The sequence below is a fragment of the Salegentibacter sp. BLCTC genome (assembly GCF_015143665.1).
In the GTDB taxonomy this organism is placed as follows: domain Bacteria; phylum Bacteroidota; class Bacteroidia; order Flavobacteriales; family Flavobacteriaceae; genus Salegentibacter; species Salegentibacter maritimus.
Genome location: NZ_WYEW01000001.1, coordinates 382,384 through 403,767, shown reverse-complemented (window position 1 = coordinate 403,767; position 21,384 = coordinate 382,384). Strand labels below are relative to the sequence as shown.

20 protein-coding genes are annotated in these 21,384 nt (G+C 36.7%); 10 read left to right on the top strand and 10 right to left on the bottom strand.

Features of this window, described 5'->3' with window-relative positions:
• Positions 1 to 117: 117 nt before the first annotated feature.
• From GUB10_RS01845 to GUB10_RS01820, 6 genes are all read left to right on the top strand, one after another.
• Positions 118 to 1,659 (top strand): acyl-CoA carboxylase subunit beta, encoded by a 1,542-nt coding sequence (locus GUB10_RS01845; RefSeq protein ID WP_193709736.1) that lies wholly within the window; start codon positions 118 to 120, stop codon positions 1,657 to 1,659.
• 54 nt (positions 1,660 to 1,713) lie between these two features.
• On the top strand, positions 1,714 to 1,854 hold the full coding sequence (locus GUB10_RS01840; protein WP_193709735.1) for a hypothetical protein: 141 nt from the start codon (positions 1,714 to 1,716) through the stop codon (positions 1,852 to 1,854).
• A 211-nt stretch (positions 1,855 to 2,065) separates the two neighbouring features.
• Entirely contained in the window at positions 2,066 to 2,665 is a 600-nt protein-coding gene (locus GUB10_RS01835) for a helix-turn-helix domain-containing protein (protein ID WP_193709734.1), read from the top strand.
• Positions 2,666 to 2,692: 27 nt separating this feature from the next.
• On the top strand, positions 2,693 to 3,592 hold the full coding sequence (locus tag GUB10_RS01830) for an NAD(P)-dependent oxidoreductase (protein ID WP_193709733.1): 900 nt from the start codon (positions 2,693 to 2,695) through the stop codon (positions 3,590 to 3,592).
• A gap of 108 nt (positions 3,593 to 3,700) precedes the next feature.
• The gene (locus GUB10_RS01825) at positions 3,701 to 4,258 is read left to right on the top strand and encodes a YeeE/YedE family protein (RefSeq protein ID WP_193709732.1); all 558 of its coding nucleotides are present in this window, start codon (positions 3,701 to 3,703) and stop codon (positions 4,256 to 4,258) included.
• 9 nt (positions 4,259 to 4,267) lie between these two features.
• Positions 4,268 to 4,681: a YeeE/YedE family protein gene (locus tag GUB10_RS01820; RefSeq protein ID WP_193709731.1), complete on the top strand. Its 414-nt coding sequence runs from the start codon at positions 4,268 to 4,270 to the stop codon at positions 4,679 to 4,681.
• Positions 4,682 to 4,839: 158 nt separating this feature from the next.
• Here the strand turns inward: GUB10_RS01820 and GUB10_RS01815 are convergent, their stop codons facing one another.
• Entirely contained in the window at positions 4,840 to 5,466 is a 627-nt protein-coding gene (locus GUB10_RS01815) for a trimeric intracellular cation channel family protein (RefSeq protein ID WP_193709730.1), read from the bottom strand.
• A 252-nt stretch (positions 5,467 to 5,718) separates the two neighbouring features.
• Between GUB10_RS01815 and trxB the strand changes: the two genes are divergently transcribed.
• Positions 5,719 to 6,711, top strand: coding sequence for a thioredoxin-disulfide reductase (gene trxB, locus GUB10_RS01810; RefSeq protein ID WP_193709729.1), 993 nt, complete (start codon positions 5,719 to 5,721; stop codon positions 6,709 to 6,711).
• Between the two features lie 90 nt (positions 6,712 to 6,801).
• Here trxB and GUB10_RS01805 read toward each other — a convergent pair whose 3' ends face one another.
• The 4 genes from GUB10_RS01805 to GUB10_RS01790 form a co-directional block, all read right to left on the bottom strand.
• Positions 6,802 to 7,770: a Gfo/Idh/MocA family protein gene (locus GUB10_RS01805; RefSeq protein ID WP_193709728.1), complete on the bottom strand. Its 969-nt coding sequence runs from the start codon at positions 7,768 to 7,770 to the stop codon at positions 6,802 to 6,804.
• Positions 7,771 to 7,816: 46 nt separating this feature from the next.
• A complete protein-coding gene (locus GUB10_RS01800) occupies positions 7,817 to 9,523 on the bottom strand; it encodes a sodium:solute symporter (RefSeq protein WP_193709727.1) in 1,707 nt (568 codons plus the stop codon).
• 108 nt (positions 9,524 to 9,631) lie between these two features.
• Positions 9,632 to 12,118: a PIG-L family deacetylase gene (locus tag GUB10_RS01795; protein ID WP_193709726.1), complete on the bottom strand. Its 2,487-nt coding sequence runs from the start codon at positions 12,116 to 12,118 to the stop codon at positions 9,632 to 9,634.
• 260 nt (positions 12,119 to 12,378) lie between these two features.
• Entirely contained in the window at positions 12,379 to 12,918 is a 540-nt protein-coding gene (locus tag GUB10_RS01790; RefSeq protein WP_193709725.1) for a mechanosensitive ion channel domain-containing protein, read from the bottom strand.
• Between the two features lie 474 nt (positions 12,919 to 13,392).
• Between GUB10_RS01790 and GUB10_RS01785 the strand changes: the two genes are divergently transcribed.
• Both GUB10_RS01785 and GUB10_RS01780 read left to right on the top strand, forming a co-directional pair.
• On the top strand, positions 13,393 to 14,628 hold the full coding sequence (locus GUB10_RS01785; protein ID WP_193709724.1) for a U32 family peptidase: 1,236 nt from the start codon (positions 13,393 to 13,395) through the stop codon (positions 14,626 to 14,628).
• Positions 14,628 to 14,858: a ferredoxin gene (locus tag GUB10_RS01780; protein WP_193709723.1), complete on the top strand. Its 231-nt coding sequence runs from the start codon at positions 14,628 to 14,630 to the stop codon at positions 14,856 to 14,858. Before GUB10_RS01785 ends, GUB10_RS01780 begins: the two co-directional genes overlap by 1 nt.
• Positions 14,859 to 14,911: 53 nt before the next feature.
• On the opposite strand, the gene GUB10_RS01775 is transcribed toward GUB10_RS01780, so the two are convergent.
• Genes GUB10_RS01775 through GUB10_RS01755 form a run of 5 tightly spaced genes read right to left on the bottom strand, consistent with a single transcriptional unit; the run spans position 14,912 to position 18,007 of the window.
• Positions 14,912 to 15,496: a Maf-like protein gene (locus GUB10_RS01775; protein WP_193709722.1), complete on the bottom strand. Its 585-nt coding sequence runs from the start codon at positions 15,494 to 15,496 to the stop codon at positions 14,912 to 14,914.
• Between the two features lie 7 nt (positions 15,497 to 15,503).
• Positions 15,504 to 16,415, bottom strand: coding sequence for a geranylgeranylglycerol-phosphate geranylgeranyltransferase (locus tag GUB10_RS01770; RefSeq protein ID WP_193709721.1), 912 nt, complete (start codon positions 16,413 to 16,415; stop codon positions 15,504 to 15,506).
• 8 nt (positions 16,416 to 16,423) lie between these two features.
• Positions 16,424 to 16,750 carry a multidrug efflux SMR transporter gene (locus GUB10_RS01765; RefSeq protein ID WP_193709720.1) on the bottom strand — a complete coding sequence of 109 codons (327 nt, stop codon included), beginning with the start codon at positions 16,748 to 16,750 and terminating at the stop codon, positions 16,424 to 16,426.
• Positions 16,750 to 17,262 (bottom strand): HAD family hydrolase, encoded by a 513-nt coding sequence (locus GUB10_RS01760; RefSeq protein ID WP_193709719.1) that lies wholly within the window; start codon positions 17,260 to 17,262, stop codon positions 16,750 to 16,752. Before GUB10_RS01760 ends, GUB10_RS01765 begins: the two co-directional genes overlap by 1 nt.
• Complete coding sequence (locus tag GUB10_RS01755; protein ID WP_193709718.1) at positions 17,246 to 18,007, bottom strand: Rossmann-like and DUF2520 domain-containing protein; 762 nt, start codon at positions 18,005 to 18,007, stop codon at positions 17,246 to 17,248. Before GUB10_RS01755 ends, GUB10_RS01760 begins: the two co-directional genes overlap by 17 nt.
• Before the next feature lie 122 nt (positions 18,008 to 18,129).
• Between GUB10_RS01755 and ccsA the strand changes: the two genes are divergently transcribed.
• On the top strand, positions 18,130 to 21,318 hold the full coding sequence (gene ccsA, locus GUB10_RS01750) for a cytochrome c biogenesis protein CcsA (protein ID WP_227740270.1): 3,189 nt from the start codon (positions 18,130 to 18,132) through the stop codon (positions 21,316 to 21,318).
• Positions 21,319 to 21,384: the final 66 nt, after the last annotated feature.

Below are 21,384 nucleotides of genomic sequence, written 5' to 3'. Positions count from 1 at the left end.
AATTCTTTTTGAGTTAGCATAAAGCATCTCTTGTCCATAAAATATTAAAGAAAAAATCAATTTCGAGTGATACCTTGAAGTATGTGAATCTCGATAACTGAGTAAAAGAAAATATTGATGAGTCAGAATATAGAAAAGTTACAGGATAAAATTAAGAAGGCGAAACTAGGTGGAGGAGAAGATCGAATAGCCAGGCAACATGAGAAAAAGAAACTTACGGCGCGCGAACGTATAGATTATCTATTAGACGAAGGTTCTTTTGAAGAAATGGGGATTTTGGTAACCCATAGAACTACCGGGTTCGGAATGGAAGACCAAAAATTTTATGGGGATGGCGTGGTAACCGGATACGGTACCATTAATGGAAAACTGGTTTATATTTTCGCCCAGGATTTTACCGTTTTTGGTGGTTCTCTTTCAGAAACACATGCAGAGAAAATTTGTAAGGTAATGGATCTTGCGGTAAAGGTAGGAGCCCCCATGATTGGCTTAAACGATTCAGGAGGAGCCAGAATTCAGGAGGGAGTAAAATCTTTGGGAGGCTATGCCGATATTTTTCATAGAAATGTAAAAGCTTCAGGTGTAATTCCACAAATTTCAGCTATTATGGGGCCTTGTGCCGGCGGAGCTGTTTATTCGCCTGCCATGACAGATTTCACCCTTATGGTGCAGGATACCAGCTATATGTTTGTAACCGGTCCAAATGTGGTAAAAACGGTAACCAACGAAGAAGTGACTTCCGAAGAGCTTGGCGGGGCTTCTACCCACGCCACAAAATCTGGGGTTACACATATCACTTCTTTTAATGATATTGCCTGCCTGGAAGATATCAGGAAACTGGTAAGCTATATGCCGCAGAATAACAAAAAAACACCGGAAAAACTTCCCTATACAATGGGAGACGAAATTCGGGAAGAATTGGATAGTATTGTACCCGACAGTTCTACAAAGCCTTATGATATGCATGAGGTAATAAAAGGAATAATTGATACAGATTCGTTTTTTGAAATCCATAAAGACTATGCCGAAAATATTATTGTTGGTTTTGCCCGCCTGGGCGGAAGAAGTATTGGAATTGTTGCCAACCAACCCATGAGCCTGGCCGGGGTTTTAGATGTAGATTCGTCTAAAAAAGCAGCTCGTTTTACCCGGTTTTGCGACTGCTTTAATATTCCATTGTTGGTATTGGTAGATGTTCCGGGGTTTTTGCCGGGTACAGACCAGGAATGGAACGGTATTATTTTACACGGGGCCAAGTTACTTTATGCACTTAGTGAAGCTACGGTACCAAAAGTTACCGTAATTACCCGAAAAGCTTATGGTGGGGCTTACGATGTAATGAATTCCAAGCATATTGGTGCCGATCTTAATTTTGCCTGGCCAACTGCCGAAATTGCCGTAATGGGAGCCAAAGGAGCTAGTGAGATTATTTTTAGAAAGGAAATTAAAGAAGCTGAAGATAGTGAAGCAAAACTGGCCGAAAAGGAAGCTGAATATGCCGAGACTTTTGCCAATCCTTTTGAAGCTGCGCAACGCGGATTTATAGATGAGGTGATTATGCCACAGGAAACACGTAGAAAATTGCTGAAAGGTTTTAGTATGCTGGAAAACAAGGAGGTACTAAGACCAGAGCGTAAACATGGGAATATTCCCCTATAAATTAATTTGTTTTTGTTTATTTTTAGAACAATTAACACATAAAGATTAAAGAATATGTCTAAAATTACTACATCAAATATAAAGCTTGAAAGAAAAAAGTTAGAGTTGGAATTTGAAATCGCTCATAGGGTTTATGAAGACGATATATTATTAAGCCAGGCTTACGATGAAACAATCCTTCCTGAATGGGAGTAATACATATAAGATTTTTTTTAAGTACCATTAAAACTTAGGTTTATTGGCAAGGCCAAAGGGTGTAACACCTCGAGGTAGTTTACTTAAATTTAAACCAACAAAAATGTGTCTTATCCTACTGTGGGACAGACCTGGCGTAAATATGTCATAAGTGTGTCGCAAGATTTTTCCAGGCTTCAGTATAGATTTGCTAAAACATTAAATGATATTTATGAAAGATAATGAGTTAGCAAATAGATTAATTGAACTAAGAAAAAGAAAAGGTTTTTCCCAGGAGTTTTTAGCAGAAGAATCCGGTATTAGTTTAAGAACCATTCAGCGTATTGAGAAAGGAGAGACCCAACCAAGAGGAGATACTTTACAACGCATAGCTAAAGGGCTTGGTGTAACATCAGAGGAGCTTATTGATTGGAAGTTAGAAAAGAACAGCTCTTATTTGGTTTTGCTTAATACTTCGGCACTAAGCTTTCTTTTCTTCCCAATTTTAGGTGTTCTAATTCCGTTGGTGATGTGGGTTTCTAAGAAAAATAGAATTCACAATATTAATAATATCAGCAAGAAAATATTAAATTTTGAGATTACATGGTGTATTTTTCTGTCTATCAGTATTATCGCGTATACAGTTGCTAATATTTACCGGTTAGAAAATTCATCAGAAATTTCTGCATCTTTGTTGCTAGACCCTTCTGTTCTCTGGATAAGTGTTTCTTTATTATATTTATTTAACTTGATGGTGGTACTTTATAATTCGTTCAGATTGAAATCAGGTAAAGAAACTATATACTATTTAAGTGTACCTTTTTTGAAATAATGTTTAGGAATACAACTAAAGAATAGAATGCAGGTTTTCAATAAAATTGTTTGTGTAGACCATACTAAACTTAAAGATTGGGCCATAGAGGAGCTCCAGGAATATAGTAGCGCTGAGGTTACCGTCTATAAAGATAGCCCCGATTCAGAAAAGGAACTTATTGACAGGATTGGGAAAGCCGAAGCAATTATCGTTTCCTGGAAAACGCAAATCCCTAAAAGTGTAATTAAAAAATGCGGTCATCTTAAATATATCGGCATGGCTTGCAGTCTTTATGACGATGAATCGGCGAATGTAGCCGTAGATTTTGCGAGAGAAAAAGGAATTAGCGTAAAAGGAATTTTTGACTATGGAGATCCCGGAGTGGTAGAGTTTATAATCTCTGAATTAATTCAATTACTTCATGGCTTTGGTGAAAACCAATGGCGTGAAATGCCGGTAGAGATCACCGGTAAAAAGATTGGGATTATAGGTTTGGGTACTACCGGTCAATTATTGGCGAAAGCCTTACTGGCCCTCAACGCCGATATTTATTATTTTAGCAGAACCCGAAAAAAAGATTGGGAAGCTAAAGGCCTTACCTATTTACCATTGGAAGAACTACTAAAAATTGCAGAAATAATCTCGCTACATCTTCCTAAAAATACCAGGATATTGGGAGCGAGAGAGTTTAAACGCTTAGGTTCAGGCAAAATCCTAATCAATACTTCATTGGGACTACCTTTTAACGAAAAAGCTTTTGTTGATTGGTTAAAAATTGAGACTAATTTTGGGATTTTTGATGGGGATGGATGTGCGTCACTTTCTGAAGCTGTAAAAGAGATGAGTGGACTTATTTCCTATCAAAAAAGTGCCGGCTGGACTGCCGAAACCCAGGAGCGTCTATCTAAAAAAGTACTGGAGAATTTAAAATCTTATTCCGGGTAATACAATCATGATAGCTTTCGTAAATTTGATAGGTTTTTCCTGTAACAATTGTTACTGTCTTAATTGAAAATTTGCAGTTAATTTGCATTTCGAAAAAAAAAAGAAACTATGGAATGGATTTTTGAGCCGTGGCCCTGGTATATAGCAGGACCACTTATTGCTTTAATAATGTTTTTACTAATCTTTGTTGGTAAAGGTTTTGGGATGTCTTCTAACCTAAGGACTATGTGTACGCTTTGCGGCGCAGATTCTAAAGCCGATTTTTTTGATTTCGACTGGAAATCGCAACGTTGGAACCTTATTGTAGTTGTTGGTGCCATAATTGGTGGTTTTATTGCCGCAAATTTTTTAAGCAATGATCTTTCTGTGGCTATAAATCCAGAAACTATTAGCAACTTAAAGGAACTGGGCTTTAATAGTGCAGGAGAGGCTTATTTGCCTACCGAACTCTTTACCTGGGAATCTGTAGGTGGTATCAAAGCTTTAATCATTCTTTTAGTTGGAGGAATTTTAATTGGCTTTGGTGCGCGTTATGCCGGGGGCTGTACCTCTGGTCACGCAATTTCAGGTTTAAGTAACTTGCAATTACCTTCTTTAATAGCCGTAATTGGCTTTTTTGTAGGTGGGTTACTAATGGTGCACATTTTATTCCCGTTAATATTTTAAATTGAAATTATGAGAAGTGTAGGATATTTATTGATAGGTATATTTTTTGGAATCGTAATGTTTAAATCTGAAGCTGCTTCCTGGTTTAGAATCTATGAGATGTTCCAGTTTCAATCTTTTCATATGTATGGAATTATAGGTTCTGCTTTGGTTTTAGGTGTAATTGGTGTTCAGGTTATTAAAAGGAATAACCTAAAATCTTTTTTCGGCCAAAGAATCACTTTTATTCCTAAGGAGAAAAGTTTTAGCCGTTATATGTATGGAGGGATTATTTTTGGATTAGGTTGGGCGCTTGCAGGTGCCTGTCCCGGCCCCATCTTTACCTTAATTGGTGCTGGTTTTATGCCTATATTAATTGTTTTTGCGGGAGCACTACTAGGTACTTTTTTATACGGCCTACTTCGTAAAAAACTTCCGCATTAAAATAAAATGTTTCCCGGCTATATTTTGAATTTAATTAGCCGGGGGGCATTAGGTGCTTTAATTTATTGGCACCGCCAAAGGGTAGAATACCCCGAGGCTTGCCTCGAAATTAAAAATTTGTTTCCAAAGAATGCCTTGTGGGCTTGCCCCTAGGTAGTTTACTTTTTTTCGGAAGAAATATAGAAATAGGGGAGTGAAATATGATATTTTACTACAATTAACCTAATGGCAATTACAATTATTGAGGTGGTGAGATATATAATATCCCGATTAACCTCCAAATCGTGCATAATAACAAAAACCAGTCCGCCAACGATACAGGCAGTAGCGTAGATTTCTTTTCTAAAGATAACCGGAATTTCATTACAAAGTATATCACGAATAACACCGCCAAAAGTACCTGTCATGGCTCCTATGGCAACACAAATTATAGGATCGAGATCATTTCTTATGCCTATTTCTACTCCGGTAATGGTAAAGATTCCTAAACCAATAGTATCAAAAAGAAATAGCGACTTTTTAAGATAATTAATTTTGTTCCGAAAAATTATGGCTAAAATGGTAACTGCTCCAATTAAATACACATAAATGGTATTTTCCATCCAGGTAACGGGAGTATTGCCAATAAGGGTGTCCCTTAGGGTACCACCACCAATGGCGGTAACAAACCCAATAATAAAAATTCCGAAAAGGTCCAGCCTGCGGTCCATAGCTGCCAGGGCACCGGAGATTGCAAAGGCTATGGTTCCCAGGATGTCTAGAATATTAAATAAGGTAAATTCCATTTACTTGATATTCGAGAATTAAAAATCCCGGGGCTTTTCCCGAAATTATAGGTTATAATACAAATGCTTGGCCTATCTTTTTGATAGATGATTTTAGGCAAAGGTATAGTTAATTATGAAAAGCTAAGAATTTTTTCTTTTTTTGAACCAAATCTATACCTTCCAATTATTATTGAATAGTAAAACTTAATTAGATTCGTGTAAGTTTATAAGGAAACTTACTACTTTTGTAACATAGAAAAACAATATAAAATGAGCGATAAACTAGAAAGAATAAAGACGTTGATTATAGGATCTGGCCCAGCTGGATATACTGCGGCGATTTATGCAGCAAGAGCCGATCTTAAACCCGTAATGTATACCGGTCTTGAACCCGGAGGGCAGTTAACTACAACCACCGAAGTAGATAATTTTCCCGGATATCCCGAAGGCGTAGATGGTCCAAAAATGATGATGGATCTGCAAAAACAAGCCGAACGTTTCGGAACCGAAGTGCGTATGGGAATGGTAACCGAAGTAGACTTTAGTGATAAGGTGGGCGGAATTCATAAAGCCTGTATAGATAATTCTACCTGGGTTGAAGCCGAGTCTGTTATTATTTCTACCGGCGCTACTGCAAGATATTTAGGTTTGCCTAGTGAACAACGTTTACGAGGTGGTGGAGTTTCTGCTTGTGCTGTTTGTGATGGTTTTTTCTATAAAGGTCAGGATGTGGCTATCGTTGGAGGTGGAGATACCGCTGCCGAGGAAGCGACCTATTTGGCAAACATCTGTAATAAAGTAACGATGTTGGTTCGCGGTGATCAAATGCGTGCGTCTAAAGCTATGCAGCATCGTGTAAATAGTACTAAAAATATAGATCTTCGTTACCACACCGAAGTTGATGAAGTGATTGGGGAGCAAGTGGTTGAAGGTTTAAGTATGCTGAATAAAGAAACCGGTGAAAAAGAGAAAATTGAGATTACAGGTTTGTTTATTGCTATTGGCCACAAGCCAAATACCGATATTTTTAAAGACAAATTAACGATGGATGATACCGGCTATATTATTACCGAAGGTAAATCTACAAAAACAAATGTACCGGGAGTTTTTGCCTCGGGTGATGTTCAGGATAAGATTTATCGTCAGGCGGTAACGGCAGCAGGTACCGGATGTATGGCTGCTTTAGATGCTGAACGTTATTTGGCAGAAGTGGAAAGCGAAGAAGGAGAAGAAGTGAAAACTACCAAAAAAGTAGAAGCTTAATTTCTTGAAAAATTATAGTAAAAAACCTCACAAATCTATAAGAGCTGTGAGGTTTTTTTGTTTTTGGAATATGTTTGCCAATTAGTTCTACTAATATTCTAAACCGATTTTGGTTCTAACCTTATCTAATAAATCAATTAGCTGCAAGCTTTTTTTGAAAGTCATTTGGGTACTTTCGGTTTTGCCTTCACGCAACATTTTTTGAACATGTTCGGCTTCAAAATTATAACCGTTGGAGCTTACGTTAAATTCTTTGGTGTCTTCCAATTCAGGAGTTTGAATAGTGATACTTGTAGGTTCATGAAACCTTTTATGTAAGGTAAGTTTGGCATTTTCAAACTGAATGATAGCCGCAGTAGATGTTTGTTCTATAATAGAGCTGCGCAAATTGGCTTTAACATTTTTTGGATATTTAAAAACCATGTTACATTCTTTATCTATGCCGGTTTCACTAAATATTGCCTGTGCTTCAATATCTTCCGGAACTCCCAATGCACTTAGCGCCATAAAAATCGGATAAATCCCAATATCTAACAAACTACCACCTCCCAGACTTTTATTATAGAGTCGTTTGTCTAAGTCTACCGGTGCCGGAAAACCAAAATCTGCTTCTAAGCTCTTAATCTTCCCATATTTCTCAGACTCAATTAAATCAAGTACATATTTAAAATGTGGTAAAAATTGAGTCCACATGGCTTCCATTAGAAAAACTTGCTGTTTTTGTGCCCTGGCAATCATTTCTTCTACCTGTTTTTTATTGATAGCAAAAGGTTTTTCGCATAAAACCGCTTTTTTATTATCCAGGCATAGTAATGTATGTTCATAATGGAAAACATGAGGAGTGGCAATATAAACCACATCTAATGCTTCGTCTGCCAGCATGCTTTCGTAGCTGGAAAATAATTTTGTAGCTCCATGTGTTTTGGCAAAACTTTCAGCTTTGGTTATAGACCTACTGGCTACCGCATATAATTCGGCACCTTCTACATCTTTTAATGCAGTGGCGAATTTTCCTGCTATTTTTCCGAGGCCAAGAATACCCCATTTAATTTTTTTCATCTAAAATATAATTTGTCTTTTGCCATCAATTTAATGAACGGCATTATTAGCGATATTCTTTTATTTTATGTTCGGGGGTTTTTATGAATAACTCTAAAATTAAGGCAAGTGCCATAACCAGTAAGCATCCCGCCAAATTAAGCCATAAGTAGGGCATTACATCTAAAGTAAAGATGACAATTATTATAAACTGTGTAATTATAGCCGCTATAAAAACAGAATTACTATTCACTCTTTTAATAAAAAAGGCCAGTAAAAAAATACCTAAAACATTGCCATAGAAAATAGAGCCAATAATATTTACAAGCTGAATAAGATTGTCGAATAAATTAGCAAAACTGGCAAAAGCAATAGCTATAAGTCCCCAAATAAGCGTAAACCATTTAGATGCTTTTACATAATGTTCATCAGATTTTTCTGTTTTCCTACTTCTTTTATAAAGATCTATGGAAGTAGTAGAGGACAAAGCATTTAGTTCTGATGCGGTAGAGGACATGGCAGCCGACAGGATTACCGCCAGTAAGAGTCCGATTAGTCCACGTGGCAGATTATTAAGGATAAAGTGAATAAAAACATAATCTTTATCGTTGCTTTCTGCATCTTTATCTGAAGCATCTATTAATTTCCTCGCTTTTTGTCTGGTTTTGTTTTCAGAAGCCTGTAACGAAGCCAGGTTTTCACGGTATACTGCATTATTTTCCTTATTAAAATCATTATTCTCTGCGAATGCTATATGAAGGTTTTGCTTTTTTTGCTGAATGGCATCGTGCTCCTGCATTAAATCTTCGTATTGCCGGCCATAATCTGAATTCAAAACGGTTTCGGTAGCCGCAGGATTAAAATTAAGCGGAGCATTGTTAAACTGATAAAACACAAAAACCATCACGCCCACAAGCAAAATAAAGAACTGTAGAGGTACTTTTAGCATAGCGTTCATAATCATTCCCATTCTACTCTCTTTAACCGATTTACCGCCTAAATAGCGTTGCACCTGGCTTTGGTCTGTTCCGAAATAAGAAAGGGCCAAAAAACCACCTCCAATAATTCCGCTCCAAAAAGTATAGCGGTTTTCAAAGTCGAATGAAAAATCTAAAATTTCCATTTTACCACTGGCACCGGCAATTTCTAATGCATTGCTAAAGTTTATGTTTTCGGGAAGGTAACTTAGAATAATAAAGAATGCTGCAAACATCCCGGTTAAGATCACGGCCATTTGCTGTTTGTGGGTAACATTTACAGCTTTAGTGCCCCCTGCAACCGTATAAATAATAACAAGCGAACCTATAAGTAAAGTAAGGCCAGAAAGGTTCCAGCCCAAAACAGCCGATAAGATTATGGCCGGAGCAAATATGGTGAGCCCGGCTGCCAATCCTCGTTGAATTAAAAATAAAATAGCGGTTAGTGTTCTGGTTTTTCTATCGAAACGAGATTCTAAATATTCGTAGGCGGTATAAACATTCAGCCTTTTATAAATGGGAATAAAGAACATACAAATAACCACCATGGCCAAGGGCAGCCCAAAGTAAAACTGCACAAAGCCCATCCCGTCGTTAAAAGCCTGCCCAGGAGTAGAAAGAAAGGTGATTGCACTGGCTTGCGTGGCCATGGTAGAGAGCCCAATGGTCCACCAGCGGGTTTCACTTCCACCGCCAATAAAATTGCGGGCACCTTTATCATTTTTTGTTTTATATACGCCGTATGCCACAATAAAGGCCAGGGTACCAAAAAGAATTATCCAGTCTATTAATTGCATATTATGAGAATAGGGACATGATGAAATAAAAAATTAGAATATAAACAGCATTGGCTAGAAGAACCATGGTATAGGATTTATTCCATGTAAATTTTTCGGGTTTTTTCATTATTTTCCAATTGAAATCATATTAGCAAAAAGCCTGTAAGCTCCGGCTACTCCAGCGGGGAATTGCCTAAAAAAGCTTAATCCGGTATAAATAAAATAACCTTCTCCATATTGCGCAACCAATAAACTTCCATTTTTAGGTGACTCGTTTTCATCTTGCATAGATAGGATAGGAGTAAACTCCTCGCTCCAGGAATCCGGAAAATAAAGTCCGCGCTCCTGAACCCAGTTATCAAAATCATTTTTGGTGATTTTATTGGGGAAATTTAAAACCGGATGTTTTTCGGCTAAAAACCTAACTTCAGCGGTTTCATCGGTTACACGATTGCGAGATAATTCTAATGGGAAGGGAGCTATTTTATTGGTAACCAAACCGCGACTGGTATTGTATTGTACAATTAAATTTCCGCCACTTTTTACATAATCAAAAAGTATTTGTTGCTTGAATTTTAAGTCTTCAAGCGTATTTAATGCACGAATCCCCAGGACGATAGCATCGTATTTTTCTAAGGAAGAAGCGGAAATTGAAGCCGCATTTAATTTTTCTACACTATAGCCTATTTGCTCTAAACTTTCGGGAACCACATCGCCTGCGCCTTCAATATAACCAAGGAGTTTTCCTTTTTTTTCAATCTCCAAACGAGCAACTTTTAATTTTGAAGGAGTTACCAGGTTTTGCTTTGGAATATGTTTGTAGTCTATGGTGATTAATTTTTCTGAAAATTCCTTTCCGTTCACCAGGGCCGTGGGACTAATAAATGTTTCGTTTTGATTTTTGGGCGGAATAACCTGAAAAGAATGTATTTGAGTGCTACCTTTTTGTTGAAGCTGAAATTTTTGTTCTTCAGGTTTAATAGTCCAGCCTTCTCCGGCCGAAAGACTAACTTCTCCCTGTACATTTGCTTTTCCCGAAGTAAGTTTTACCGAAATTTTTTTGGGTTCGGCATTTTCAAAAATTACAATCTCGTCTTCAAACGAAATAGAAACCTCGGGTATCACCTCAAATGCCTGGTAGGTTTCTCCAAACACAGGGTCGTTGAATTTGTAAACTATTGGCCTTTCAAAAGTTAGGTTAAGTCCATTAAAATCCAGTTCAAAAAGACTTTTGCTAAGTTCAGGTGTTTCCGGAAGTCCTCTTAATTGCTGGTCTTTTACTATATACATTCCGTTATTGGCAGTTTCTTTTAACCAATATGGTGTGGTGTATGGCGTGTTTTTAGGGATTTGTAGGCTTACTTCACTGTGCCAGGCGGTATTATTTTTCAAGTTTATTTGGGGGTGGGTTTTGGTGTTATTCGGACTTAATTCTACAGAATTTAAACTAATTGGAAAATCACTTCTATTTATCGCTTCTAGTTTTATCTGAACACTATCTTGCGGTGTAGCCGAAGCCCGGCTGGCTACTGCCTCTAAAAATAAACCTGCGCTTGCATAGATAATGTCTTTAATTTCTTTGGTTTTTTGTTCTCGCCAGTGCTTATTGGGAAGTTTCTGTATTAAAGTATAGGCCTCTAAAAGTTTTGGCAAACTAGCTGCGGGATCTTTAAAATTGAAATCTTTTTCAACCTGGGTTAGGATTTCACCAATGGCTTTACCACCTTCTAGCTTATTCCAGGAGGTATCAATGTTTTTAAACACATTTTGTGACCGGAGGGTATCCCCTTTAATAGGTTCTAAGTATTCCATTTGGCTGCCCCGCGAGCCCGTACTTCCAAAGCCCTGAGATTGGTGTTGACTTCGACTTAAAGAAGAAATTTCTGGATTTGATAGCCCTAGAAGTGGGAAATAGGTTCCGGTATCAAAACTTATAAATTGGTTTTTATTGGCCTCTTCAAAAGCTTCCTGGCCGCCATAAAACCAGGGGGAAGTATTAAAATAAACGCGTTTAGATTGATGGGGTTTGGTAAATTCTAACTGTTCGTGGAATTTGGCCGGGTTTGCTGCAGCTTCAAAGGCTTCCAGGCTTAATAAAGCAGAAGATGTATGATGCCCGTGGGTGGTACCCGGAGTTCTATGATCAAACCTATTGATTATAATATCGGGTTTAAAATTTCTAATAATCCATACCATATCTGCAAGTACTTTTTCTTTATCCCATATTTTTAGAGTTTCTACCGGGGTTTTAGAATAGCCAAAATCGTTAGCACGGGTAAAAAATTGTTCGCCACCGTCTATTCGTCTGGCTGCAAGCAATTCCTGGGTTCTAATTACGCCTAATTGTTCTCTTAATTCGGACCCAATAAGATTTTGGCCTCCATCGCCCCGGGTTAAAGAGAGGTAGGCAGTTCTTGCATTTTTCTCGTTAGAAAAATAGGAGATTAAGCGAGTATTTTCGTCATCTGGATGAGCGCCAATATATAAGACAGATCCCAGGAAGTTTAGTTTCTTTATTTTCTGAAAAATTTCAGAAGCATTTAATTTTTCGGGTTCCTGTGCGTGTATATTCAGCAAAAAAAAGCAGCAAAGTACACTAAGTAAGTTACGCATAAATCTTAAGGCAGTTAAATGAGGTTACCAAATATAAAAACTTTAGCCGCCTGAAGATAAGATTTTACCGGATAATAGGAGGTAAATGTCTGGGAACTTTCATTAAATTTAATATTTGTTTGTTATAAAGCAGAAGCTTAAGCCTAAGATCTTAAGTTTTTGAGTTAAACGATTCAAAAACGTTTTTTGAACTTTTTCAGGTCGCAAAATATCGTTGAATTATTGGTGACCTAAGTTGAAAAGAGTGCTTTTAATAAAAATTACAGGCTGCTTTTACCTTCATCAAGAAAAACATCTTTGGCCACCAGGGATACTGCTTTTTGTAAAATAAGGTTATTGGGGTATGTGATAAGTTCACCGTCTAATGTCCTGAGGTGTAAATGAAAAGCCTTTATGTCTTCAATAACAGCTTCAACAGGTAGGTCTTTGTCATGAATCTTTATTTTATCCCCAATTTTATATGGGAAAGAAAAGAATAGAATAATCCCCGAAGTAATATTACTCAGTATAGACCAGATGGCAAAAAGTGCTACCCCCAGCACTGCAAAAACCGAAGAAAAGATAAGGGAGATTTCTGTAAGGCCAACCCCCCAGGCTAATGAAAGTAAGAATACAGCAATAAGTAGAATTAAAATATTAATATACTTGAACATTAGCTTGGTTCTCGTAAAATTAATTTCACTGCGTTTCCCTACTTTATGGGCTGCTTTTTTTAAAAGAAATTGAACAATTAATAAAACAAAAATGGTGGCTACCGTATAGGAGATTTCGGTTTTATATATTGAAAACACTTCGTACATAATTTATACTAAATTTTGATACAAAGTTAATCTAAAAAGCCAGTTCTAAATAGAAATAGAAGAAACAATTTTTTTAATTATTATCGTGAACTATAAGTTAATATAATTGATTTTAAATTGCTTATATTTAGATATTTGTGTTAGTTGATGTGCGTGTCTTGTTTGTTTTTTATAGCTTGAACCTATTCGTGAATGATGGTGTTTTGTATACTTTCAATTATAATACAGAAGCTCGATTTTTAGGTGGCTAGTATATGCAGATTAATGAAGTATAGCTAACAAGGTAAATTACTAATTCTATACTCGAGGTTAATTTTAAGAGCGTGCATAGAAATTTTAAAAAAGAACCAAAAATGTGCTAAAATATGATCGTGGTCAGTATGTGAAAATTGGCTTTTTACTTTTTTTGCAGTGTTTTTTATAGATAAGGTACTTTCTGTAATTCCGGTAAAGTAAGCACTAATAAATTTTTGAATGAAGACAAAGATGGAACTAATGGCCCCAGCGGGAAATTTTGAATCTCTGCAGGCGGCTTTGGATAATGGCGCAGATTCAGTTTATTTTGGAATAGACCAGCTTAATATGAGAGCCAGGGCTTCTGTGAATTTTACGATGGAAGATTTACCTGAAATTACTAAAAGATGTAGTGCTAAAAATGTACGCACCTATCTTACCCTTAACACTATTATCTACGATCACGACTTATCGCTTATTAAAAGTCTTTTAAGGCAGGCAAAAGATGCCGGGGTAACGGCTGTTATTGCCTCCGATCAGGCGGTAATTGCTTCTGCAAGAGAGCAGGGAATAGCAGTACACATTTCTACACAACTTAATATTACCAATATTGAAACGGTGAAATTCTACAGTCTTTTTGCCGAAACTATGGTGCTTTCCCGGGAGTTAAGTTTAAGGCAGGTTAAAAAAATCACAGAACAGATTCAAAAAGAACAAATAAAAGGCCCTTCAGGCGAATTGGTGAAGATAGAGGTTTTTGGCCACGGTGCCTTATGTATGGCGGTTTCAGGAAAATGCTATTTAAGCCTTCATTCACATAATTCCTCTGCAAATAGGGGAGCTTGTAAACAGAATTGCCGAAAGAAATATACCGTTATAGACCAGGAAACCGGTTTTGAGATTGAGGTAGATAATGAATATATGATGTCTCCAAAAGATCTTTGTACTTTAGACTTTCTGGACCAGGTAATGGGTGCCGGTATAAATATCTTAAAAATTGAAGGACGTGGTCGTGCACCTGAATATGTAGCTACCGTAACCAGGGTGTATAGAGAAGCTTTAGATGCGCTATATGAAGATACATTTACTTCTGAAAAGGTTGAAATTTGGATGAAGAAGTTGGCCACGGTTTATAATCGTGGTTTTTGGAGTGGTTATTATTTAGGGCAAAAACTTGGAGAATGGAACAATACCTCGGGATCTCAGGCCACCCAGAAAAAGATTTATGTGGGCAAAGGTGTACATTACTTCCCTAAAGCGGAAGTGGCTGAATTTAAAATAGAAGCTTACGATATCAAAAAAGGCGATAAGCTATTAATTACCGGCCCCAGTACAGGAGCCAAAGAAATTGATTTGAAAGAGTTATTTGTAGATGAAACCAGTGTGGAAAAAGCCATAAAAGGAGATTCTTGTACAATAAAACTGCCTTTTAGGGTAAGGCTTTCAGATAAACTTTATAAAATAGTAGAAGCTTAATGGTGGTAGTAACGCTACAGCGCAATAAATGTATTGGATGTAATTATTGTGTAGAGCTTGCCCCTGCACAATTTCAGATGTCTAAAAAAGATGGGAAATCGGTTTTGCTAAAAGCTAAAGATAATAAAGGTTTTCATACCCTTAAATCTCCAGATTATAGTATCCTGGCACCGGCTGAAGCGGCAGCAAATGCCTGTCCGGTTAAAATTATCAAGGTAAAAGCTATTTAAAATTTGGGGTTATTTTTATAAACTTTTGCTGTAGAACCAGAACAACAAATACCTTAAGCTAGATCTAGTAACTCCTGGTATACCAGGTGTGTGGGTAGGCCTACCACGTTAAAATAACTCCCTTCCAGGTTAGTAATTCCTATAAGTCCAATCCATTCCTGTATGGCATAGCCTCCTGCTTTATCAAAAGGTTTAAAATTTTCTACGTAATAATCAATTTCCCCAGGCGTAAGCTCTTTAAAGCTTACTTTGGTTTCGCAAGTTACGGTAGATTGATGCTTATATGTAGTAAAGCAAACCGAAGTGAAAACGCTATGGCTTTTACCTGAAAGAGATCTAAGCATTTCTTTAGCTTCAGGTGCGGTAGACGGTTTTCCCATTGCCTTTTCATCATTGTAAACAATAGTATCGCTTGTAATTAAAATTTGGTCTTTTTTTAATTCTTTCTGAAAAGCTTCGGCTTTTAATTGAGCGAGGAAATCGGTTATTTCTTCCTTTTGAAGATATTCTGGATGAACTTCTTTTACCGGTCTTACATCTATTTTAAAAGGGATGTCAAGATCTTTAAAGAATTGATGGCGTCTTGGTGAGCCCGAAGCAAGAATTATTTCTTTATTTTTTAAAAGTTCTTTTAACATAATAGGATTAACGTAAAAATTGATGAAAACCGATAGAAATAAGTCCGAAAAATAAAATAATTTTTAATACTAAACTCAAGTGAGAGTAATCACTCTTTTTGTTCGCCTCCCAAATACGCACCTGAAAATAGAGTAGTGGAGCCAGAATAAAGGTTAAGGTGTAGATTACCAGAAAAGTATTTTCAAAAAGATAATTATAGATATAATATATAATGGCAACTACTGGTAGGATGCCAAGTGCAAAAATTATCTTATTGGTGCGCTTATGTCCTAAAATAATAGGGAGTGTTTGTATACCGGCATTATGATCTCCTTTAATATCTTCCTGGTCTTTTACCATTTCCCGTAATAAATTCAGTAAAAAGGCGAATACTGCGTAATCTGTTAGAATAGAAAACAATAAGGATTGTATTTGCTTGTTTTGAGGGGAAATTGCCGGGAAAAGATCAAAAATAGCGGGCAATAGTACTACGAAAGCTACCAGAAAACTAATGATAATATTTCCTAAAAAAGGAATTTGTTTTAGATAACTCGCATATAAATAGAGAAGCGCCGAAGAAAAAATGAATATGGCTACAAAACCGGGTTTTTCAAGCAGGTTTGCCAGGTAAAAGCCCAACCCAACGCCAATAATATTTAAAATTATAAATAGGTTGTTCGCTTTTTTTTCTGAAATCTTATTTCCAACAATTAGTTTTTCGGGTTTATTGACTTTATCGGCCTGGATATCATAAATATCATTAATCACATAGCCCGAGGCCGCAATACAAACGGTGGCCAGGGTTAAAAGCGAATAGCCAAACGCATTTAGTGTAATAGCAGCACCAAAGCCCTCAAAAAACGAAAACTTTATAAGGAGCAGGGTGAGGCATATAAAAATAAGGTTAGGCCATCTTACCAGCTTTAAATAGGCGATCATATACTAGATTATTCAGAAACAAACTTTAAACCTACAATTGAAATTATTAGCGTACTTAGAAAGAAAATACGCCAAAAGTTGGCAGGTTCTTTAAATATAAAAATCCCAAGTAAAACAGTGCCAACGGCACCTATACCTGTCCATACTGCATAGGCAGTGCCAATGGGTAGTGTTTGGGTAGCTTTATAGAGCAAAAACATACTGATGCTTAGGGATATTAAAAAACCTGCAAACCAAAGATTAGAGCTGTAACCGGTGGTAAGCTTTGTTTTTCCCAGGCAAAAGGCAAAGCCTACCTCAAAAAGTCCGGCGAGAATTAATAAAACCCAGTTCATTATGCTTTGTCAATCCATTTACCCTGAACTTTCATTACTTGTTCTATTACATCGCGAACGCAACCTTTACCTCCCTTTTTATGAGAAACATACCTGGAGATTTCTTTAACTTCTGCTACTGCATCTTGCGGGCAACAAGGCAGGCCAACAAGTTTCATAGGGTAATAGTCTGGGATGTCGTCTCCCATATAGAGTACGTTTTCGGCATTTATATTATAAATATCAAAGAATTCATCCATTTGTTCCACTTTATCGTGAATACCCAAATAAATATCATTTATTCCAAGATCTCTTAGCCTTTTTCTTACTCCTTCATTTTTGCCGCCAGAAATAATACAAACCGTATAGCCGGCATTTTTTGCAGCTTTAAGTGCATAACCATCTTTAATATTCATAGTGCGCAGTAGTTCTCCGCCAGTACTAACCTGAATGCTTCCATTTGTTAACACGCCGTCTACATCAAATACAAAAGTGTTGATGTGATTTAGATATTCTTTATAGTTCTTTTCCATGTAAATCTTGAATAGATTGGGTTATTTCCCTGTATAGGTTTTTGTGTTTATTCGATAAAATTGCTAAATGTGTTTCTATTGTTTTATGATCATTTCTTAGTGCAGGACCGGTTTGGGCTTCGTAAGGCGATAAAGTTTGAATTTTTGAAGCCGTTTCACTAATAAGTGGCTTTAAAATGCTAAAGTCTACAGCGTGCTCATTACAAATTTCAGCTCCAATAGCATATAGATGATTGCTAAAGTTGTTTATGAAAACTGCGGCCACGTGTAAAGCTTTTCGCTGTTCAGAATTAACTTCACGTACATCTTTTGAGATTGTAAGAGCTAGAGTCTTTATTTTTTCCAGGTTTTCTGCGGAATTTGCTTCTATGCAAATTGGAATTTCAGTGAAATCTATAGTAGTATTCCTGGAAAAGCTTTGCAAGGGATAAAAAACGCCATAGTTAGCTGTATGTTTTAACATATCTATACCTACGGCTCCCGAGGTGTGTAAAATAATGCCTTTGTATTTGCTTAATTGCCGGGCAATTTCGGGAATAACATCATCTTTTATAGCTATAAAGTAAAAATCTGCCTTTTTTAATTGCTGGATATTTGTGGTAGTATTTGTAAGATTGGAGAAGCTTTTTAGGCTCTCTTTATTATGGTTATATACCTGTATAACATCTATATTTTCTTTTTCAGAAAAAGCTTTGAATAGATGAGATGCAACATTCCCGGTTCCTAAAATGACAACTTCTAACATTCGGCTAAATTATTAAAAATAATCAGGCAATAAAATTAACATTTGTGTCGGGAAATGTCTTTGTTTTTCCTTATGCAAACCATTAAAAATCCCTAAATTTGCAGGCTTAAAATAGCTACTTCATGCAAAATAAAATAGCCTCTGTCATATTTTCTACCCGTATCATGGCAGTTTTGTTTGTGGTCTTTTCAGTGGCCATGGCGTTCGGAACATTTATAGAAAGTTGGTATAGTATAGAAACGGCAAGAGTGTTAATTTATAACACTTGGTGGTTTGAAGGTATTATGCTGTTTTTTGTGATTAATTTTATAGGTAATATTAAACGTTATAATCTTCATAAACGTGAAAAATGGTCTTCCCTCTTACTGCACTTGTCTTTTATATTAATTTTAGTTGGGGCTTTTATAACCCGCTATATTAGTTATGAGGGGATAATGCCTATTAAAGAAGGGGAAACCACTAACATTATGCTTTCTCAAAAAACCTATTTTAGCGCTTTTATAGACGGCGAAATAGATGGAGAGCCTCGCAGAAGGGTTTTGGAAGAACCGGTGCTTTTTGCTCCGGAAACAGAGAATGAATATGTGTTGAATACCGATTATAACGGGCAGCCGGTTACTATAGAGGCAACTAATTTTATTTATGGTGCTAAGGAAGAGTTGGTTCCTACTGAAGATGGTGATGTTTACCTTAAACTGGTTGAATCTGGTGGTGGTGGACGTCACGATCACTACTTAAAAGAAGGGGAGGTACAAAATGTTCATAATGTATTATTTGCCTTAAATAAACCTACAGATGGCGCTATTAATATACAATATGATGAAGAAACAGGTAAATATACCATAAACTCACCTTTTGAAGGTGATTATATGCGAATGGCCGACCAGGAGCGAGGAAATTTGTTGCAGGATTCTACCCAAACTTTAATGTTGCGTTCGCTTTATAATATTGGTGCTATGCAATTTGTAATACCCGAGCCCGTAATTAAAGGGAAATATGATATTGTTAAAACACCAGAAAAAACAGATGGCCAGTCTGATGCCTTAACAGTGAAGGTTTCTTCACAAGGGGAGTCTGAAACAGTAACTATAATGGGTGGCCAGGGAATTCCCAGTGAGCCTCATAAAGTAGAACTGGCAGGTCTCGAGTTTTACCTAAATTACGGTAGTAAGGAAATTGAACTTCCTTTTGCATTAAAACTCAATGATTTTATTGCTGATAAATATCCGGGTACCGAAAATAGCTATTCCTCTTTTAAAAGTAAAGTGGAAATAGTTGAAGAAGGAAAGGAAAATGTGCCGTATGAAATTTATATGAACCACGTGTTAGACCATAAAGGTTTTAGGTTTTTCCAGGCTAGTTTTATGCCAGATGAGAGCGGAACAGTACTTTCTGTAAATCATGATTTTTGGGGAACCTGGGTAACGTATATTGGCTATACGCTACTTTATATAGGCCTTATGCTTATTCTGTTTGATAGGGGGTCAAGATTTGGAAAGCTGAAAGAAATGTTGGAAAAAGTAAAAAGTAAAAAGAGCAAGTTAACCACAGTGCTGGCTTTCTTTATGCTGGCAGGTTCTATGTTTGCCCAGGCTCCAAATGATAGCCATCAACATGCTGAATCGGCAAAAAGAGAAGTAGACTCTATTCTTAAGGCCAATGCTATTAGTAAAGAACATGCAGCAGAATTTGGCCGTTTGGTTATTCAGGATGCAGGTGGTAGGATGAAACCGGCTAATACTTATTCTTCTGAATTACTTAGAAAATTAAGTAAATCTGATGAATACGAAGGCTTAAGTTCAGACCAGGTATTGGTATCATTAACCCAAAATCCAATGATTTGGTACAATGTACCTATCATTTATGTTGAAAAGCATAATGATAGTTTACATAACATTTTGGACGTAGAAGAAGGTAAAAAATACTTAACCCTTAGTAATTTTTTTGATGAAATGGGGAACTATAAACTTTCTCCAATGTTGGAGAAGGCTTATAAAGCTGCAGTACCCAATAAATTTGAAAAAGATTTTATTAATACCGATAAAAAGGTAAACTTATTATACAGGGCTCTACAGGGAAAAATACTTCGAATTTTCCCAATTCCGGGACATGAGAACAACAAATGGGTTTCCTATCCTGAATTGGAAGATGAAGGTGTGGTATTTAAGGGGATGGATTCTGTTTATACCAAACAAATTCTACCGTTATATATGACAGCCCTTTCCGATGCAAGTGAAACCGGGGATTATAGCAAAGCCAATCAATATCTTGAAAGCATTAAAGGCTTTCAAAAGAAATTTGGAGAGGAGGTAATGCCATCAAAAGACAGGATAAACGCCGAAATCCTTTACAATAAATACGATGTTTTTAGAAATCTTTTCTGGATGTACATGGTTGCAGGGCTATTTATGCTAGTAATAGTTATTGTTCGAATCTTTAAAGACAACAAGATTACAGAATGGCTGGTTAAGATAAGTGGCGGTGTAATTATAGTTCTGTTTGTAATACATACCTTAGGTTTAATTGCCAGGTGGTATATTTCGGGGCACGCTCCCTGGAGTGATGCTTATGAGTCTATGATTTATGTTGCCTGGGCTACCATGTTTTTTGGTTTAGCATTTGGAAGAAAGAGTAGTTTAACTATTGCTTCTACAGCATTTGTAACTTCTATGATCTTAATGATTGCGCACTGGAACTGGATGGATCCTTCTATTGCCAATTTACAGCCTGTTTTGGACTCTTATTGGTTAATGATTCACGTATCGGTAATAGTGGGAAGTTATGGTCCTTTCACCCTGGGAATGATTCTAGGTGCCGTGGCATTATTGTTAATGATTTTTACCACAGAGGGGAATAAGAAAAAAATGGACCTTAATATTAAAGAGATAACTATTATTACTGAAATGGCCTTAACCGTAGGTTTGGTTATGCTAACTATAGGTAATTTCCTGGGGGGACAGTGGGCCAATGAAAGCTGGGGACGTTATTGGGGTTGGGATCCTAAAGAAACCTGGGCTTTAATTAGTATTATGGTGTATGCTTTCGTGATTCATATGCGTTTAGTTCCCGGACTTAGAAGCAGATGGTTCTTTAATTTTATGTCTATTGTTGCCTTTGCCAGTATTCTAATGACTTATTTTGGAGTGAATTTCTACCTGGCCGGTTTACACTCGTATGCTAGTGGGGATAAAGTGATTACCCCAACATTTATTTACTATGCCATTGCAATAGTAGCATTATTGGGAGCTGTATCTTACTGGAGGTTTCAAAAGTTTTATGCCAAAAAAGGCAAGAAGAATATAACGAAATAAGTTTCGAGCTTAAATTAGAGAAGAGTTGTTGAATTCTTTTTTCGTCTAGCTGAACTTGGCTCAGCT